This window comes from Pseudomonas sp. Leaf58, assembly GCF_003627215.1.
Taxonomy (GTDB): Bacteria; Pseudomonadota; Gammaproteobacteria; order Pseudomonadales; family Pseudomonadaceae; genus Aquipseudomonas.
Genome location: NZ_CP032677.1, coordinates 116758 through 136156 on the forward strand (window position 1 = coordinate 116758; position 19399 = coordinate 136156).

At 54.9% G+C, this 19399-nt stretch carries 6 protein-coding genes, 4 tRNA genes and 7 rRNA genes; 15 read left to right on the top strand and 2 right to left on the bottom strand.

Annotated elements, in window-relative coordinates; genetic code table 11:
• Positions 1-135 precede the first annotated feature (135 nt).
• From DV532_RS00580 to rrf (DV532_RS00640), 13 genes are all read left to right on the top strand, one after another.
• Positions 136-1317, top strand: coding sequence for an acyl-CoA dehydrogenase (locus DV532_RS00580; RefSeq protein ID WP_056793643.1), 1182 nt, complete (start codon positions 136-138; stop codon positions 1315-1317).
• A gap of 14 nt (positions 1318-1331) precedes the next feature.
• On the top strand, positions 1332-2552 hold the full coding sequence (locus DV532_RS00585; protein ID WP_056793642.1) for a CaiB/BaiF CoA-transferase family protein: 1221 nt from the start codon (positions 1332-1334) through the stop codon (positions 2550-2552).
• A 568-nt stretch (positions 2553-3120) separates the two neighbouring features.
• Positions 3121-4657 (top strand): 16S ribosomal RNA (locus DV532_RS00590).
• Between the two features lie 79 nt (positions 4658-4736).
• Positions 4737-4813: transfer RNA gene (locus DV532_RS00595), tRNA-Ile, on the top strand.
• Positions 4814-4819: 6 nt separating this feature from the next.
• Positions 4820-4895 (top strand) — tRNA-Ala (locus DV532_RS00600).
• A 238-nt stretch (positions 4896-5133) separates the two neighbouring features.
• A 23S ribosomal RNA gene (locus tag DV532_RS00605) occupies positions 5134-8026 on the top strand.
• Between the two features lie 138 nt (positions 8027-8164).
• Positions 8165-8280, top strand: a 5S ribosomal RNA gene (rrf, locus tag DV532_RS00610).
• Positions 8281-8725: 445 nt separating this feature from the next.
• A 16S ribosomal RNA gene (locus tag DV532_RS00615) occupies positions 8726-10262 on the top strand.
• A gap of 79 nt (positions 10263-10341) precedes the next feature.
• A tRNA-Ile gene (locus DV532_RS00620) sits at positions 10342-10418 on the top strand.
• 6 nt (positions 10419-10424) lie between these two features.
• A tRNA-Ala gene (locus tag DV532_RS00625) sits at positions 10425-10500 on the top strand.
• A 238-nt stretch (positions 10501-10738) separates the two neighbouring features.
• Positions 10739-13631: ribosomal RNA gene (locus DV532_RS00630) — 23S ribosomal RNA — on the top strand.
• A gap of 138 nt (positions 13632-13769) precedes the next feature.
• Positions 13770-13885: ribosomal RNA gene (gene rrf / locus DV532_RS00635) — 5S ribosomal RNA — on the top strand.
• Positions 13886-13994: 109 nt separating this feature from the next.
• A 5S ribosomal RNA gene (rrf, locus tag DV532_RS00640) occupies positions 13995-14110 on the top strand.
• Together the 16S, 23S and 5S rRNA genes with 4 tRNA genes alongside form the textbook arrangement of a ribosomal RNA operon.
• Before the next feature lie 162 nt (positions 14111-14272).
• On the opposite strand, the gene DV532_RS00645 is transcribed toward rrf (DV532_RS00640), so the two are convergent.
• The gene (locus DV532_RS00645) at positions 14273-14962 is read right to left on the bottom strand and encodes a GntR family transcriptional regulator (protein WP_056797567.1); all 690 of its coding nucleotides are present in this window, start codon (positions 14960-14962) and stop codon (positions 14273-14275) included.
• A gap of 203 nt (positions 14963-15165) precedes the next feature.
• On the opposite strand from DV532_RS00645, the gene lapG reads away from it, so the two are divergent.
• Both lapG and lapD read left to right on the top strand, forming a co-directional pair.
• Complete coding sequence (lapG, locus tag DV532_RS00650; RefSeq protein WP_177339527.1) at positions 15166-15927, top strand: cysteine protease LapG; 762 nt, start codon at positions 15166-15168, stop codon at positions 15925-15927.
• Positions 15928-15937: 10 nt separating this feature from the next.
• The gene (gene lapD, locus DV532_RS00655; protein ID WP_056797570.1) at positions 15938-17884 is read left to right on the top strand and encodes a cyclic di-GMP receptor LapD; all 1947 of its coding nucleotides are present in this window, start codon (positions 15938-15940) and stop codon (positions 17882-17884) included.
• Between the two features lie 156 nt (positions 17885-18040).
• Here the strand turns inward: lapD and DV532_RS00660 are convergent, their stop codons facing one another.
• On the bottom strand, positions 18041-19399 hold the full coding sequence (locus DV532_RS00660; protein WP_177339528.1) for an HlyD family type I secretion periplasmic adaptor subunit: 1359 nt from the start codon (positions 19397-19399) through the stop codon (positions 18041-18043).

The window sequence follows — 19399 nt, forward strand, 5'->3', positions numbered from 1 at the left end:
TCAATATGGCGTTTTGCCGATTTACGAAGTGACAAATTATCACTAATTGGTGCGCAATCCTCGTTTGTCCCGGCGGCTGATCAGGCCTAGGCTCAAAGGCACAAGAAACTGCCCCCTATTTCGAGGATTTCGCTCATGGCCGGTAAAGCAAGCTTCAACTGGATCGACCCACTGCTGCTTGATCAGCAGCTCACTGAAGAAGAGCGCATGGTGCGTGACAGCGCTTATCAGTTCGCCCAGGACAAGTTGGCACCGCGCGTGCTCGAGGCCTTCCGCCATGAGCAAACCGACCCGGCGATCTTCCGTGAAATGGGTGAAATCGGCCTGCTGGGTGCCACCATTCCTGAGCAATACGGTGGCAGTGGCCTTAACTATGTGTGCTATGGCCTCATAGCGCGTGAGGTAGAACGCATCGACTCGGGTTACCGCTCGATGATGAGCGTGCAATCGTCGCTGGTAATGGTGCCGATCAACGAATTTGGCACCGAGGCACAAAAGCAGAAGTACCTACCCAAGCTCGCCAGTGGCGAGTGGATCGGTTGCTTTGGTCTGACCGAACCCAACTACGGCTCGGACCCGGGCTCGATGATCACGCGCGCTAGGAAGGTCGACGGTGGCTACCGCCTGACTGGCAGCAAGATGTGGATTACCAACAGTCCAATCGCCGATGTGTTCGTGGTCTGGGCCAAGGATGATGCTGGCGATATCCGCGGCTTCGTCCTGGAAAAGGGCTGGGAAGGCCTCAGTGCCCCGGCAATCCATGGCAAAGTTGGCCTGCGCGCCTCGATTACCGGCGAAATCGTCATGGATAACGTGTTCGTGCCAGAGGAGAACATCTTCCCGGATGTGCGTGGTCTCAAGGGCCCTTTCACCTGCCTGAACTCGGCCCGCTATGGCATCTCTTGGGGTGCGCTGGGTGCCGCTGAGGCCTGTTGGCACACCGCGCGTCAGTACACCTTGGACCGTCAGCAGTTCGGCCGCCCGCTGGCTGCCAACCAGCTGATTCAGAAAAAGCTGGCCGACATGCAGACCGAAATCACCCTGGCGCTGCAGGGTTGCCTGCGCCTGGGGCGGATGAAGGACGAGGGCACGGCTGCGGTGGAGATTACTTCGATCATGAAGCGCAACTCTTGCGGCAAGGCGCTCGATATCGCCCGTATGGCGCGTGACATGCTGGGTGGTAACGGCATCTCCGACGAGTTCGGTGTCGCCCGTCACCTGGTCAACCTTGAGGTGGTCAACACCTATGAAGGTACCCACGATGTGCATGCACTGATCCTTGGGCGTGCGCAAACCGGTATCCAGGCCTTCTATTAATAAGGAGCCAGCCCATGGGCGCGCTATCACATCTGCGGGTGCTTGACCTTTCGCGCGTATTGGCTGGCCCGTGGTCGGGCCAGATCCTCGCTGACCTTGGTGCTGATGTAATCAAGGTCGAGCGCCCTGGAAGTGGAGACGATACACGCTCGTGGGGGCCGCCTTTCCTCAAGGATGCCGAGGGCGAGAACACCAGTGAGGCGGCCTATTACCTGTCCGCCAACCGCAACAAGCGCTCGGTGACCATAGATTTCACCCTGCCCGAGGGGCAGCGCCTGGTGCGTGAGCTGGCGGCCAAGTCAGATATCGTCATCGAGAACTTCAAGGTGGGTGGGCTGGCTGCCTATGGCCTGGACTACCAAAGCCTGCAGGCGATCAACCCTCAGCTTATCTATTGTTCCATAACGGGGTTTGGCCAGACCGGGCCTTATGCCAAGCGCGCGGGTTATGACTTCATGATCCAGGGGTTGGGTGGGTTGATGAGCCTGACCGGCCGCCCGGAGGGTGAAGATGGGGCGGGGCCGGTTAAGGTGGGGGTGGCGCTAACCGACATCCTTACCGGGTTGTATTCCACAGTAGCAATCCTCGCTGCCCTTGCTCATCGGGAGCAGGCTGGGGTGGGCCAGCATGTCGACATGGCATTGCTCGATGTGCAAGTCGCCTGCCTGGCGAACCAGGCAATGAACTACCTGACCACAGGGCGCCCGCCTCGTCGCCTGGGCAATGCGCATCCTAATATCGTGCCTTACCAGGACTTTCCGACAGCGGATGGCGATTTCATTCTTACCGTGGGCAACGACAGCCAGTTCCGCAAGTTCGCTGAAGTCGCTGGGCAGCCGCAATGGGCGGACGATCCGCGTTTCATTACCAACAAGCTCCGGGTAACCAACCGGGCTGAGCTGATTCCGCTCATTCGCCAGGCCACGGTGTTCAAGACCACGGCCGAATGGGTGAGCCAATTGGAGGCTGCAGGGGTCCCGTGCGGGCCGATCAACGACCTGGCGCAGATGTTCCAGGATCCCCAGGTGTTGGCGCGTGGGCTGGCAGTAAGTATTGCGCATCCGTTGGCGGGGAGTGTGCCGCAAGTAGCGAGCCCTATACGGTTGTCGGAAACGCCGGTGGAGTATCGCCGGGCGCCGCCGCTATTGGGTGAGCATACCGAGGTGGTGCTGGCGGATGTGTTGGGGCTAGATGCCGATGAAGTGCAACGGCTACGCAGCGCCGGTGTGCTTTAAAGGCGGGTGATTTTGATGAAAAGCGGGGAGGCCGTCAGGCCTCCCCGCTTTGCTTTTCGGCGATATTAAGGTTTCTTGAAATTAAAGGTTGACGGGCCTTCGAATCCCCTTATAATGCGCCCCACTTCCAGCGACAACGGAACGACAAACTCCTTGAAATTCAACGAGTTAAGTAGTTCAGAAGAAGCTGAAAGGGCTACGATCGAATGATCGAAAGCGGTTGAGATGATGGTTGACAGCGTTGCTAAACGCTGTATGATTCGCCTCCCGCTACGAGAGATCGCAGCGAGCCAAGTGTTTGAAGCTAAACGAGTTTCTCGCGAAAAACTTCAAAATAAACGCTTGACAGGCTCTGAGGAAAGCGTAGAATGCGCGCCTCGGTTGAGACGAAAAGCTCTTAACCAAACGCTCTTTAACAAATTGAATCAAGCAATTCGTGTGGGTGCTTGTGAGTATGGACTGATAGTCAAAAAGATTATCAGCATCACAAGTGACCATGCGAGAAATCACATAGTCATTTGAGATTGCTGAGCCAAGTTTAGGGTTTCTTAAAAACCCAAGCAGTATTGAACTGAAGAGTTTGATCATGGCTCAGATTGAACGCTGGCGGCAGGCCTAACACATGCAAGTCGAGCGGATGAGAAGAGCTTGCTCTTCGATTCAGCGGCGGACGGGTGAGTAATGCCTAGGAATCTGCCTGGTAGTGGGGGACAACGTTTCGAAAGGAACGCTAATACCGCATACGTCCTACGGGAGAAAGCAGGGGACCTTCGGGCCTTGCGCTATCAGATGAGCCTAGGTCGGATTAGCTAGTTGGTGGGGTAATGGCTCACCAAGGCGACGATCCGTAACTGGTCTGAGAGGATGATCAGTCACACTGGAACTGAGACACGGTCCAGACTCCTACGGGAGGCAGCAGTGGGGAATATTGGACAATGGGCGAAAGCCTGATCCAGCCATGCCGCGTGTGTGAAGAAGGTCTTCGGATTGTAAAGCACTTTAAGTTGGGAGGAAGGGCAGTAAGCTAATACCTTGCTGTTTTGACGTTACCGACAGAATAAGCACCGGCTAACTCTGTGCCAGCAGCCGCGGTAATACAGAGGGTGCAAGCGTTAATCGGAATTACTGGGCGTAAAGCGCGCGTAGGTGGTTTGTTAAGTTGGATGTGAAAGCCCCGGGCTCAACCTGGGAACTGCATCCAAAACTGGCAAGCTAGAGTACGGTAGAGGGTGGTGGAATTTCCTGTGTAGCGGTGAAATGCGTAGATATAGGAAGGAACACCAGTGGCGAAGGCGACCACCTGGACTGATACTGACACTGAGGTGCGAAAGCGTGGGGAGCAAACAGGATTAGATACCCTGGTAGTCCACGCCGTAAACGATGTCAACTAGCCGTTGGAATCCTTGAGATTTTAGTGGCGCAGCTAACGCATTAAGTTGACCGCCTGGGGAGTACGGCCGCAAGGTTAAAACTCAAATGAATTGACGGGGGCCCGCACAAGCGGTGGAGCATGTGGTTTAATTCGAAGCAACGCGAAGAACCTTACCAGGCCTTGACATGCAGAGAACTTTCCAGAGATGGATTGGTGCCTTCGGGAACTCTGACACAGGTGCTGCATGGCTGTCGTCAGCTCGTGTCGTGAGATGTTGGGTTAAGTCCCGTAACGAGCGCAACCCTTGTCCTTAGTTACCAGCACGTAATGGTGGGCACTCTAAGGAGACTGCCGGTGACAAACCGGAGGAAGGTGGGGATGACGTCAAGTCATCATGGCCCTTACGGCCTGGGCTACACACGTGCTACAATGGTCGGTACAGAGGGTTGCCAAGCCGCGAGGTGGAGCTAATCTCACAAAACCGATCGTAGTCCGGATCGCAGTCTGCAACTCGACTGCGTGAAGTCGGAATCGCTAGTAATCGCGAATCAGAATGTCGCGGTGAATACGTTCCCGGGCCTTGTACACACCGCCCGTCACACCATGGGAGTGGGTTGCACCAGAAGTAGCTAGTCTAACCTTCGGGAGGACGGTTACCACGGTGTGATTCATGACTGGGGTGAAGTCGTAACAAGGTAGCCGTAGGGGAACCTGCGGCTGGATCACCTCCTTAATCGACGACATCAGCCTGCTGATGAGCACCCACACGAATTGCTTGATTCAAGAAGTTGAAGACGATCAAGACCCTATATAGGTCTGTAGCTCAGTTGGTTAGAGCGCACCCCTGATAAGGGTGAGGTCGGCAGTTCAAATCTGCCCAGACCTACCAATATGCGGGGCCATAGCTCAGCTGGGAGAGCGCCTGCCTTGCACGCAGGAGGTCAGCGGTTCGATCCCGCTTGGCTCCACCACTTACGCTGTACTGCTTGATCAAACTCAGAAATGAGCATTCGCTTCGAATGTTGATTTCTGGCTTTTGTCAGATCGTTCTTTAAAAATTCGGATATGTGATAGAAATAGACTGAACACCAGTTTCACTGCTGGTGGATCAGGCTAAGGTAAAATTTGTGAGTTCTGCTCGAAAGAGCGACGTGCGAATTTTCGGCGAATGTCGTCTTCACAGTATAACCAGATTGCTTGGGGTTATATGGTCAAGTGAAGAAGCGCATACGGTGGATGCCTTGGCAGTCAGAGGCGATGAAAGACGTGGTAGCCTGCGATAAGCTTTGGGGAGTCGGCAAACAGACTGTGATCCAGAGATCTCTGAATGGGGGAACCCACTCAGCATAAGCTGAGTATCTTGTACTGAATACATAGGTGCAAGAGGCGAACCAGGGGAACTGAAACATCTAAGTACCCTGAGGAAAAGAAATCAACCGAGATTCCCTTAGTAGTGGCGAGCGAACGGGGACCAGCCCTTAAGTTGGTTTGAGATTAGTGGAACGCTCTGGAAAGTGCGGCCATAGTGGGTGATAGCCCCGTACACGAAAATCTCTTATCAATGAAATCGAGTAGGACGGAGCACGAGAAACTTTGTCTGAATATGGGGGGACCATCCTCCAAGGCTAAATACTACTGACTGACCGATAGTGAACTAGTACCGTGAGGGAAAGGCGAAAAGAACCCCGGAGAGGGGAGTGAAATAGATCCTGAAACCGTATGCGTACAAGCAGTGGGAGCCTACTTTGTTAGGTGACTGCGTACCTTTTGTATAATGGGTCAGCGACTTATATTCAGTGGCGAGCTTAACCGAATAGGGGAGGCGTAGCGAAAGCGAGTCTTAATAGGGCGTTTAGTCGCTGGGTATAGACCCGAAACCGGGCGATCTATCCATGGGCAGGTTGAAGGTTAGGTAACACTGACTGGAGGACCGAACCGACTACCGTTGAAAAGTTAGCGGATGACCTGTGGATCGGAGTGAAAGGCTAATCAAGCTCGGAGATAGCTGGTTCTCCTCGAAAGCTATTTAGGTAGCGCCTCATGTATCACTGTAGGGGGTAGAGCACTGTTTCGGCTAGGGGGTCATCCCGACTTACCAAACCGATGCAAACTCCGAATACCTACAAGTGCCGAGCATGGGAGACACACGGCGGGTGCTAACGTCCGTCGTGAAAAGGGAAACAACCCAGACCGTCAGCTAAGGTCCCAAAGTCATGGTTAAGTGGGAAACGATGTGGGAAGGCTTAGACAGCTAGGAGGTTGGCTTAGAAGCAGCCACCCTTTAAAGAAAGCGTAATAGCTCACTAGTCGAGTCGGCCTGCGCGGAAGATGTAACGGGGCTCAAACCATGCACCGAAGCTACGGGTATCATCTTATGATGATGCGGTAGAGGAGCGTTCTGTAAGCCTGTGAAGGTGAGTTGAGAAGCTTGCTGGAGGTATCAGAAGTGCGAATGCTGACATGAGTAACGACAATGCGAGTGAAAAACTCGCACGCCGAAAGACCAAGGTTTCCTGCGCAACGTTAATCGACGCAGGGTTAGTCGGTCCCTAAGGCGAGGCTGAAAAGCGTAGTCGATGGAAAACAGGTTAATATTCCTGTACTTCCAGTTATTGCGATGGAGGGACGGAGAAGGTTAGGCCAGCCTGGCGTTGGTTGTCCAGGTTTAAGGTGGTAGGCTGGAATCTTAGGCAAATCCGGGATTCTAAGGCCGAGAGCTGATGACGAGTTGCCTTTAGGCGACGAAGTGGTTGATACCATGCTTCCAAGAAAAGCTCCTAAGCTTCAGATAACTGGGAACCGTACCCCAAACCGACACAGGTGGTTAGGTAGAGAATACCAAGGCGCTTGAGAGAACTCGGGTGAAGGAACTAGGCAAAATGGCACCGTAACTTCGGGAGAAGGTGCGCCGGCGAGGGTCAAGGACTTGCTCCGTAAGCCCATGCCGGTCGAAGATACCAGGCCGCTGCGACTGTTTATTAAAAACACAGCACTCTGCAAACACGAAAGTGGACGTATAGGGTGTGACGCCTGCCCGGTGCCGGAAGGTTAATTGATGGGGTTAGCGCAAGCGAAGCTCTTGATCGAAGCCCCGGTAAACGGCGGCCGTAACTATAACGGTCCTAAGGTAGCGAAATTCCTTGTCGGGTAAGTTCCGACCTGCACGAATGGCGTAACGATGGCGGCGCTGTCTCCACCCGAGACTCAGTGAAATTGAAATCGCTGTGAAGATGCAGTGTATCCGCGGCTAGACGGAAAGACCCCGTGAACCTTTACTATAGCTTTGCACTGGACTTTGAATTTGCTTGTGTAGGATAGGTGGGAGGCTTTGAAGTGGGGACGCCAGTTCTCATGGAGCCATCCTTGAAATACCACCCTGGCAACTTTGAGGTTCTAACTCAGGTCCGTTATCCGGATCGAGGACAGTGTATGGTGGGTAGTTTGACTGGGGCGGTCTCCTCCCAAAGAGTAACGGAGGAGTACGAAGGTGCGCTCAGACCGGTCGGAAATCGGTCGTAGAGTATAAAGGCAAAAGCGCGCTTGACTGCGAGACAAACACGTCGAGCAGGTACGAAAGTAGGTCTTAGTGATCCGGTGGTTCTGTATGGAAGGGCCATCGCTCAACGGATAAAAGGTACTCCGGGGATAACAGGCTGATACCGCCCAAGAGTTCATATCGACGGCGGTGTTTGGCACCTCGATGTCGGCTCATCACATCCTGGGGCTGAAGCCGGTCCCAAGGGTATGGCTGTTCGCCATTTAAAGTGGTACGCGAGCTGGGTTTAGAACGTCGTGAGACAGTTCGGTCCCTATCTGCCGTGGACGTTTGAGATTTGAGAGGGGCTGCTCCTAGTACGAGAGGACCGGAGTGGACGAACCTCTGGTGTTCCGGTTGTCACGCCAGTGGCATTGCCGGGTAGCTATGTTCGGAAGAGATAACCGCTGAAAGCATCTAAGCGGGAAACTTGCCTCAAGATGAGATCTCACTGGGATCTTGAATCCCCTAAAGGGCCGTCGAAGACTACGACGTTGATAGGTTGGGTGTGTAAGCGCTGTGAGGCGTTGAGCTAACCAATACTAATTGCCCGTGAGGCTTGACCATATAACACCCAAGCAATTTGCGCACGAAGCCAAATTGTGGTGGTGAAGATGATACGAACCGAAAGTTCGCAACGAACCACAAATATCACATATCCGAATTCGCTGGGCTGTCCATCTGGACATTCTGGCTACAGAATTTCTTGACGACCATAGAGCATTGGAACCACCTGATCCCATCCCGAACTCAGTAGTGAAACGATGCATCGCCGATGGTAGTGTGGGGTTTCCCCATGTGAGAGTAGGTCATCGTCAAGATTCATTTCGCAAAACCCCTATCTGCGCATGCAGGTAGGGGTTTTGTCTTTAAGTAGAAGCTATCGCTTCTCCTGGTAGGCTGAAAGCCAGCTGGTGGCAAAAAAGGTGGTTGACAGCGTTTTTGAATGCTGTATTATTCACCTCCCGCGACGAGAGATCGAAGCGAGTTAAGTGTTTGAAGTTAAACGAGTTTCTCGCGAAAAACTTCAAAATAAACGCTTGACAGGCTCTGAGGAAAGCGTAGAATGCGCGCCTCGGTTGAGACGAAAAGCTCTTAACCAAACGCTCTTTAACAAATTGAATCAAGCAATTCGTGTGGGTGCTTGTGAGTACGGACTGATAGTCAAAAAGATTATCAGCATCACAAGTGACCATGCGAGAAATCACATAGTCATTTGAGATTGCTGAGCCAAGTTTAGGGTTTCTTAAAAACCCAAGCAGTATTGAACTGAAGAGTTTGATCATGGCTCAGATTGAACGCTGGCGGCAGGCCTAACACATGCAAGTCGAGCGGATGAGAAGAGCTTGCTCTTCGATTCAGCGGCGGACGGGTGAGTAATGCCTAGGAATCTGCCTGGTAGTGGGGGACAACGTTTCGAAAGGAACGCTAATACCGCATACGTCCTACGGGAGAAAGCAGGGGACCTTCGGGCCTTGCGCTATCAGATGAGCCTAGGTCGGATTAGCTAGTTGGTGGGGTAATGGCTCACCAAGGCGACGATCCGTAACTGGTCTGAGAGGATGATCAGTCACACTGGAACTGAGACACGGTCCAGACTCCTACGGGAGGCAGCAGTGGGGAATATTGGACAATGGGCGAAAGCCTGATCCAGCCATGCCGCGTGTGTGAAGAAGGTCTTCGGATTGTAAAGCACTTTAAGTTGGGAGGAAGGGCAGTAAGCTAATACCTTGCTGTTTTGACGTTACCGACAGAATAAGCACCGGCTAACTCTGTGCCAGCAGCCGCGGTAATACAGAGGGTGCAAGCGTTAATCGGAATTACTGGGCGTAAAGCGCGCGTAGGTGGTTTGTTAAGTTGGATGTGAAAGCCCCGGGCTCAACCTGGGAACTGCATCCAAAACTGGCAAGCTAGAGTACGGTAGAGGGTGGTGGAATTTCCTGTGTAGCGGTGAAATGCGTAGATATAGGAAGGAACACCAGTGGCGAAGGCGACCACCTGGACTGATACTGACACTGAGGTGCGAAAGCGTGGGGAGCAAACAGGATTAGATACCCTGGTAGTCCACGCCGTAAACGATGTCAACTAGCCGTTGGAATCCTTGAGATTTTAGTGGCGCAGCTAACGCATTAAGTTGACCGCCTGGGGAGTACGGCCGCAAGGTTAAAACTCAAATGAATTGACGGGGGCCCGCACAAGCGGTGGAGCATGTGGTTTAATTCGAAGCAACGCGAAGAACCTTACCAGGCCTTGACATGCAGAGAACTTTCCAGAGATGGATTGGTGCCTTCGGGAACTCTGACACAGGTGCTGCATGGCTGTCGTCAGCTCGTGTCGTGAGATGTTGGGTTAAGTCCCGTAACGAGCGCAACCCTTGTCCTTAGTTACCAGCACGTAATGGTGGGCACTCTAAGGAGACTGCCGGTGACAAACCGGAGGAAGGTGGGGATGACGTCAAGTCATCATGGCCCTTACGGCCTGGGCTACACACGTGCTACAATGGTCGGTACAGAGGGTTGCCAAGCCGCGAGGTGGAGCTAATCTCACAAAACCGATCGTAGTCCGGATCGCAGTCTGCAACTCGACTGCGTGAAGTCGGAATCGCTAGTAATCGCGAATCAGAATGTCGCGGTGAATACGTTCCCGGGCCTTGTACACACCGCCCGTCACACCATGGGAGTGGGTTGCACCAGAAGTAGCTAGTCTAACCTTCGGGAGGACGGTTACCACGGTGTGATTCATGACTGGGGTGAAGTCGTAACAAGGTAGCCGTAGGGGAACCTGCGGCTGGATCACCTCCTTAATCGACGACATCAGCCTGCTGATGAGCACCCACACGAATTGCTTGATTCAAGAAGTTGAAGACGATCAAGACCCTATATAGGTCTGTAGCTCAGTTGGTTAGAGCGCACCCCTGATAAGGGTGAGGTCGGCAGTTCAAATCTGCCCAGACCTACCAATATGCGGGGCCATAGCTCAGCTGGGAGAGCGCCTGCCTTGCACGCAGGAGGTCAGCGGTTCGATCCCGCTTGGCTCCACCACTTACGCTGTACTGCTTGATCAAACTCAGAAATGAGCATTCGCTTCGAATGTTGATTTCTGGCTTTTGTCAGATCGTTCTTTAAAAATTCGGATATGTGATAGAAATAGACTGAACACCAGTTTCACTGCTGGTGGATCAGGCTAAGGTAAAATTTGTGAGTTCTGCTCGAAAGAGCGACGTGCGAATTTTCGGCGAATGTCGTCTTCACAGTATAACCAGATTGCTTGGGGTTATATGGTCAAGTGAAGAAGCGCATACGGTGGATGCCTTGGCAGTCAGAGGCGATGAAAGACGTGGTAGCCTGCGATAAGCTTTGGGGAGTCGGCAAACAGACTGTGATCCAGAGATCTCTGAATGGGGGAACCCACTCAGCATAAGCTGAGTATCTTGTACTGAATACATAGGTGCAAGAGGCGAACCAGGGGAACTGAAACATCTAAGTACCCTGAGGAAAAGAAATCAACCGAGATTCCCTTAGTAGTGGCGAGCGAACGGGGACCAGCCCTTAAGTTGGTTTGAGATTAGTGGAACGCTCTGGAAAGTGCGGCCATAGTGGGTGATAGCCCCGTACACGAAAATCTCTTATCAATGAAATCGAGTAGGACGGAGCACGAGAAACTTTGTCTGAATATGGGGGGACCATCCTCCAAGGCTAAATACTACTGACTGACCGATAGTGAACTAGTACCGTGAGGGAAAGGCGAAAAGAACCCCGGAGAGGGGAGTGAAATAGATCCTGAAACCGTATGCGTACAAGCAGTGGGAGCCTACTTTGTTAGGTGACTGCGTACCTTTTGTATAATGGGTCAGCGACTTATATTCAGTGGCGAGCTTAACCGAATAGGGGAGGCGTAGCGAAAGCGAGTCTTAATAGGGCGTTTAGTCGCTGGGTATAGACCCGAAACCGGGCGATCTATCCATGGGCAGGTTGAAGGTTAGGTAACACTGACTGGAGGACCGAACCGACTACCGTTGAAAAGTTAGCGGATGACCTGTGGATCGGAGTGAAAGGCTAATCAAGCTCGGAGATAGCTGGTTCTCCTCGAAAGCTATTTAGGTAGCGCCTCATGTATCACTGTAGGGGGTAGAGCACTGTTTCGGCTAGGGGGTCATCCCGACTTACCAAACCGATGCAAACTCCGAATACCTACAAGTGCCGAGCATGGGAGACACACGGCGGGTGCTAACGTCCGTCGTGAAAAGGGAAACAACCCAGACCGTCAGCTAAGGTCCCAAAGTCATGGTTAAGTGGGAAACGATGTGGGAAGGCTTAGACAGCTAGGAGGTTGGCTTAGAAGCAGCCACCCTTTAAAGAAAGCGTAATAGCTCACTAGTCGAGTCGGCCTGCGCGGAAGATGTAACGGGGCTCAAACCATGCACCGAAGCTACGGGTATCATCTTATGATGATGCGGTAGAGGAGCGTTCTGTAAGCCTGTGAAGGTGAGTTGAGAAGCTTGCTGGAGGTATCAGAAGTGCGAATGCTGACATGAGTAACGACAATGCGAGTGAAAAACTCGCACGCCGAAAGACCAAGGTTTCCTGCGCAACGTTAATCGACGCAGGGTTAGTCGGTCCCTAAGGCGAGGCTGAAAAGCGTAGTCGATGGAAAACAGGTTAATATTCCTGTACTTCCAGTTATTGCGATGGAGGGACGGAGAAGGTTAGGCCAGCCTGGCGTTGGTTGTCCAGGTTTAAGGTGGTAGGCTGGAATCTTAGGCAAATCCGGGATTCTAAGGCCGAGAGCTGATGACGAGTTGCCTTTAGGCGACGAAGTGGTTGATACCATGCTTCCAAGAAAAGCTCCTAAGCTTCAGATAACTGGGAACCGTACCCCAAACCGACACAGGTGGTTAGGTAGAGAATACCAAGGCGCTTGAGAGAACTCGGGTGAAGGAACTAGGCAAAATGGCACCGTAACTTCGGGAGAAGGTGCGCCGGCGAGGGTCAAGGACTTGCTCCGTAAGCCCATGCCGGTCGAAGATACCAGGCCGCTGCGACTGTTTATTAAAAACACAGCACTCTGCAAACACGAAAGTGGACGTATAGGGTGTGACGCCTGCCCGGTGCCGGAAGGTTAATTGATGGGGTTAGCGCAAGCGAAGCTCTTGATCGAAGCCCCGGTAAACGGCGGCCGTAACTATAACGGTCCTAAGGTAGCGAAATTCCTTGTCGGGTAAGTTCCGACCTGCACGAATGGCGTAACGATGGCGGCGCTGTCTCCACCCGAGACTCAGTGAAATTGAAATCGCTGTGAAGATGCAGTGTATCCGCGGCTAGACGGAAAGACCCCGTGAACCTTTACTATAGCTTTGCACTGGACTTTGAATTTGCTTGTGTAGGATAGGTGGGAGGCTTTGAAGTGGGGACGCCAGTTCTCATGGAGCCATCCTTGAAATACCACCCTGGCAACTTTGAGGTTCTAACTCAGGTCCGTTATCCGGATCGAGGACAGTGTATGGTGGGTAGTTTGACTGGGGCGGTCTCCTCCCAAAGAGTAACGGAGGAGTACGAAGGTGCGCTCAGACCGGTCGGAAATCGGTCGTAGAGTATAAAGGCAAAAGCGCGCTTGACTGCGAGACAAACACGTCGAGCAGGTACGAAAGTAGGTCTTAGTGATCCGGTGGTTCTGTATGGAAGGGCCATCGCTCAACGGATAAAAGGTACTCCGGGGATAACAGGCTGATACCGCCCAAGAGTTCATATCGACGGCGGTGTTTGGCACCTCGATGTCGGCTCATCACATCCTGGGGCTGAAGCCGGTCCCAAGGGTATGGCTGTTCGCCATTTAAAGTGGTACGCGAGCTGGGTTTAGAACGTCGTGAGACAGTTCGGTCCCTATCTGCCGTGGACGTTTGAGATTTGAGAGGGGCTGCTCCTAGTACGAGAGGACCGGAGTGGACGAACCTCTGGTGTTCCGGTTGTCACGCCAGTGGCATTGCCGGGTAGCTATGTTCGGAAGAGATAACCGCTGAAAGCATCTAAGCGGGAAACTTGCCTCAAGATGAGATCTCACTGGGATCTTGAATCCCCTAAAGGGCCGTCGAAGACTACGACGTTGATAGGTTGGGTGTGTAAGCGCTGTGAGGCGTTGAGCTAACCAATACTAATTGCCCGTGAGGCTTGACCATATAACACCCAAGCAATTTGCGCACGAAGCCAAATTGTGGTGGTGAAGATGATACGAACCGAAAGTTCGCAACGAACCACAAATATCACATATCCGAATTCGCTGGGCTGTCCATCTGGACATTCTGGCTACAGAATTTCTTGACGACCATAGAGCATTGGAACCACCTGATCCCATCCCGAACTCAGTAGTGAAACGATGCATCGCCGATGGTAGTGTGGGGTTTCCCCATGTGAGAGTAGGTCATCGTCAAGATTCATTTCGCAAAACCCCTATCTGCGCATGCAGGTAGGGGTTTTGTCTTTAAGTAGGAACTACAGAGATTCGCAGGCACGTCCGAAGGACGGGCCAGCACACAGAATTTCTTGACGACCATAGAGCATTGGAACCACCTGATCCCATCCCGAACTCAGCAGTGAAACGATGCATCGCCGATGGTAGTGTGGGGTTTCCCCATGTGAGAGTAGGTCATCGTCAAGATTCAAATCCAAAGCCCCTGTCTGCGCTGCAGACAGGGGCTTTGTCTTTTCCGGGCTTGCCAACAGAGCCCGTATAACCCGAGTTGGGAGCGGGCCTGACAGTTTCTAGCTGTCGGTCACCTGCACATCGTTGGGTAGCGCCCAGTGCAATATCGCTACCAGGTTAGTCTCCCAGCTGCGTATCCAGGTACTTCCGGATCACCCGCGCACCCTTATTCAGGTGGTTTTCCAGCACTGCTACCGCCTCATCCACCAGCTTGTCGCAGGCTGCATCCACCAGCGCGTTGTGATCGTCCTGGGTGAGCTTTCCCAGTCCCATGGACGATAGATGGAAACGCAGGAAGCGTTCTTCCTCATTCAGTTCGTCCTCGATCAGGCGCAGCAGTTTTTTGTTCGGCGACTTGTTGTACAACGCCATGTGGAACAGGCGATTGAGGCGACCGATTTCGGCGTGGCGGGTTTCGTTCTCCAATTGCTGGATATAGCCCCGGGCGTTGGCGATGTCGTTGGCATCAAGCAGCGGAATCGATTGGCGTAGTGCTTCCGCCTCGAGCAGGATGCGCAGGGCATAGGTGTCCACCGCATCTTCGCCGATCAACGGCGCAACCACTGCGCCTTTGTGCATCTCCACTTTCAACAGTGATTGCGCCTCAAGCTGGCGCAAGGCCTCGCGCACGGGCATGCGGCTTACACCGAACAGGGTGGCGAGCTCTTGTTGTCGCACAGCCGTACCCGGGGGCAAGCGGCCATCAAGAATGGCACTGCGCAGGCGTTCTTCAATCACGCCACGGGCCTGGTGCGGCAACAGCTGTTCGCTGGCCAGCACATTGCTCAATTTGATTTTCTCGGCCACGCAACGCCTGCCTTAACAATGACTAAAGTTGGATCCAATGACACTAGTAACAGCTCATGGGAGTGTCAAACTTGCAGCCGAACTGGAAGGGTGCCCCAAAAGCGCGGCTATGGTGGATGAAGTCGCCTGTCAAAGGAAGCAACCTACAGAAGGTTATAAGCATAAAGTGTAGGTCGGCTGACCAGCGGGTGCATGATTGCAGGGTGCCATTGTTTTTTGCCGTGGCAAGCCGCACCATCGCTGCTTTCGACTGGCCTGAACAGGGCTTCGCAGTGGCGATATCCTGGATGCTAAAAACCGTTGTGCAACGTGTCGGCCTTGCCGCGCTGCTGGGCATTCTGCTGCTTGGCGGCTTGCACGCGGATTGGGACTTTTCCCAGATCAGCCGCAAATCGCAGGCCTTATATGGCCCGCTGGGGAGTGGGCAGGGCCGTATCGATGCTTGGCAGAACCTGATGACCACGCAGAAACAGGGTACTGAGCTTGAGCGCTTGCAGGTGGTCAACCGATTCTTCAACCAGCAACTGCGCTATGTCGAGGACATCGATCTGTGGCATGAGGTCGATTACTGGGCCACACCGGTGCAGGCGCTGATAAAGGGCGCAGGGGACTGCGAGGACTACGCTATCGCCAAGTATTTCAGCCTGCGGCGCATGGGTATCCCCAGCGAAAAACTGCGCATCACCTATGTCAAGGCGCTGCGGCAGAACCGGGCGCACATGGTCCTGACCTATTATTCAAACCCACAAGCACAGCCGTTGGTGCTCGACAGCCTGATGGATGCCATCAAGCCAGCCAGCCAGCGTACCGACCTGTTGCCGGTGTATGCCTTCAATGGCGAGGGGCTGTGGTTGACGGGCGCTGCAGGCAACAAGAAGGTCGGCGATACCAAGCGGCTGTCACGCTGGCAGGATTTGCTGAAGAAAATGCAGGCCGAAGGGTTTCCGGCCGAGCCGGTTTACTGAAGGAGCACAGATGTCATTGTTCAAACAATTGCTGTTGGCCATTTGCCTGTTCCTGGTGATCGCCTTCAGTGGCAGTTTCATGGTCAGCCTGGAAAGCTCACGTAGCCAGTACGTCAACCAGTTGCGCTCGCACGCCCAGGATGCGGCGACCGCGCTGGCGCTGTCGCTTACGCCGAATATCGATGACCCAGCGATGGTCGAACTGATGGTCAGCTCGATTTTCGACAGTGGTTATTATGCAAGCATCAAGGTGGTCGACCTAGGCTCCAATGCCGTGCTGGTGGAGCGCCACGCCGAGCCGGACCCAAGCGGTGTACCGCGCTGGTTCGTGCACTTGATCGGTCTGGAGGCTGCCGGTGGCGATGCCATTGTCAGCCGCGGCTGGCAGCAGGCTGCGCGGGTTGAAGTGATCAGCCACCCGATGTTCGCCATCGCCAAGCTCTGGCAAAGCGCTCTGGGCAGCCTGGGCTGGCTGCTGTTGTGTGGTGCGGCCAGTGCTGTGCTTGGGGCCTTGCTGTTGCGCCGCCAGTTACGGCCGCTGGACTACATGGTGGAGCAATCTCACGCCATTGCTCGCCGCGAATTCCTCAGCCTGCCAGAGTTGCCGCGTACACCAGAACTGCGCCGGGTGGTGCAGGCAATGAATCAGATGGTCGAAAAGCTCAAGGCATTGTTCACCGAGCAGGCCGAGCGCAGTGAGCGACTGCGTGCCGAATCCTACCAGGACAGCCTGACTGGGCTGTCCAACCGCCGTTATTTCGAGATGCAGCTGAACGCCCGGGTGAGCAACCTGGAAGAAGCGCGCACCGGCTACCTGCTGTTGCTGCGGGTCCAGGGGCTGGCGGGGTTGAACGCTCGCCTTGGCGGCCAGCGTACCGACCAGCTGCTGCAGGCAGTGGGTGAGCAGTTGCGCCGCACCTGTGCCACTTACCCGGAAACCAACGACCTGATTTCCCGCAGCCGTGGCGGCGAGTTTGCCGTGCTGGCACCAGGCATGGTGCATGAGGAGGCGGTGCAACTCGCTCAGGCCCTGGAAGCGACGCTGCAAAGCCTGCATGAAACCGGCGCCAGTGATATCGATCCGGTGGCCTGCATCGGCCTTGCGCCCTACAGCCCTGGTGACGCACCACAGGCGCTACTCAAGCTCGCAGACGAGGCACTGGCCCGCGCCGAGAACCAGCCGACGCCAGGCTGGGTCTGCCTGGAGCAGGGTGTGGCTGCCGTCGCAGCGGACAGTCAGCACGCTTGGTACGAGCGGCTTGACCAAGCGTTCATCCGCGGCCATTTCCAACTGTTCTTCCAGCCTGTGGTGGACTGCACCACTGCGCAACGGATACTGCACCACAAGGTGATTTCGCGCTTGCAGGAGGGGCCCGACGAGGCGCTGCCGGCGGGTCGCTTCTTGCCCTGGCTGGAGCGTTTCGGCTGGATGTCACGGTTGGACCTGCTGGTACTGGAGAAGGTGCTTGCGCACCTGCGTGGGCATGACCAGGTGCTGGCGATGAACCTGTCAGCCGCTACCCTGGCCGACCCCAAGGCACTGCAGCGTGTTTACGAATTGCTGGGCCAGCATACGGCGCTGGGGCCGCGGCTGGTCTTCGAAATTGGCGAAGAACAACTGCCCGAGCAGTCTGCCCTCGAGCAGCTGAATCGGCGCTTGCACGCGCTAGGGTTCGGCTTGGCCCTGCAACGCTTTGGTGGGCGCTTCAGCATGATCGGCAACCTGGCGCACTTGGGCCTGGCCTACCTGAAAATCGACGGCAGCTACATCCGCAATATCGACCGTGAGCAGCACAAGCGGCTGTTCATCGAAGCCATCCAGCGCGCGGCGCACAGCATTGACCTGCCGTTGATTGCCGAGCGTGTAGAGACGGAAGGGGAGCGGCTGGTGTTGCAGGAGATGGGCGTGGGCGGGATTCAGGGGCAGTTGGTTGGCGAACCTGCGCCTTGGCGCTGACTGGCCCTACGCGACCCCTGTAGGAGCGGCTTAGTGTAGCGAAAGGGCCGCAGAGCGGCCCCAGGGTTAAGCAGCGATCCTTGAAGTGCTGGGCCGCTCTGCGGCCCTTTCGCTACACAAAGCCGCTCCTACACAGAGCGGCGGTAGGGTTGGCTATCAGCGCTCGCGCAGCGCTTCTGAACGTGCCTTCATGATTGGCTTGAGCAGGTAGCTCATGATGGTCTTTTTACCGGTCATGATATCTACCGTGGCCACCATCCCCGGAATGATCAACAGCGGCTTCTCGTCAGTACCCAGGTGGCTGCGATCGGTGCGCAGCCTGATCAGGTAGTAGGTAGTCTTCTTATCTTCATCGGTGATGGTGTCGGCGCCAATCTGCTCCAGCTTGGCCTTGAGCCCACCGTAGATGGTGTAGTCATAGGCCGTGAACTTGACTGTCGCTTCCTGGCCGGGGTGGAGGAAGGCGATGTCCTTGGGCAGGATCTTCGCTTCGATTACCAGCGTGTCGTCCAGTGGCACGATTTCGATGATATCGCTGCCGGGCTGGATCACTCCGCCAATGGTGTTCACCAGCAACTGCTTGACGATACCGCGCACCGGCGAAGTGACCATGGTGCGGTGCACGCGATCATCCAGCGCCTTGCTGGTGGCGGTGGTCTTGTTTAGCTCGGTGCGCGCTTCGTTCAGCTGGGTCAGCGCTTCGCTGCGGAACTTGCCACGGGTTTCTTCAATCTTGCTTTGCACCTCGCGGATGGCTGCCTCGGCACGTGGAATGGCCAGAGCGGTGGAATCCAGTTGGCCGCGGTTTTCCACTTCGGCACGGCGCAAGCGCAGTACCTCCACCTGGGAAATCGCCCCCGTGGCAACCAGCGGCTCGGACATGTTGATCTCTTTGCGCAGCAGTTCCAGGCTGTTGGCGTACTGGGCGCGTTTAGAGCTGTATTCACGCAACTCCTGCTGGCGCTGTACCAGTTGCTGTTGCAGGCCGCCAATTTCGTCTTGCAGTTGCTGGCGCCGGCTCAGGTACAGCGACTCTTCGCCGGCGGCCTGGCTTGGCGCGGCCTTGCGTAGTGCCTCATCGATTTTTAGCGGGCTGTCTTCCACCTCGGCGCTCAGACGCTCCACCCGCAAGGCCATGGCCAGGCGGTCGGCCTCGGTTTCACCCACGTTGGAGGCGAAGCGGGTTTCGTCCAGGCGTAACAGCGGCTGGCCCACTTCGACGATCTGCCCTTCCTTGGCGAAGATTTCAGCGACGATGCCGCCCTCCAGGTTCTGGATCTTCTGCACCTTGGAAGATGGAATGGCCTTGCCTTCACCCCGCGTGACCTCATCGATGGGCGCGACGCTGGCCCACACGATCAAGAACACGAAGAACAGGATCACCCCCCAGATGGTCAGCCGCACAACCCGTGGCGCATCCTCGATCAGGGCCTTGTTGACCTCGGGCAGAGGCTGGCCGCCCAGTGAGTCGGAGCCTTTGAAATAGCGCCTCAGGCCGTCCTTGAATTGTCCCAT

Excerpts from the sequence above, each read along its gene's own strand:
- DV532_RS00580 (WP_056793643.1), top strand. The coding sequence starts at position 136 with ATGGCCGGTAAAGCAAGCTTCAACTGGATCGACCCACTGCTGCTTGAT.
- DV532_RS00660 (WP_177339528.1), bottom strand. The coding sequence starts at position 19,399 with ATGGGACAATTCAAGGACGGCCTGAGGCGCTATTTCAAAGGCTCCGAC.
- DV532_RS00585 (WP_056793642.1), top strand. The coding sequence starts at position 1,332 with ATGGGCGCGCTATCACATCTGCGGGTGCTTGACCTTTCGCGCGTATTG.
- lapD (WP_056797570.1), top strand. The coding sequence starts at position 15,938 with ATGTCATTGTTCAAACAATTGCTGTTGGCCATTTGCCTGTTCCTGGTG.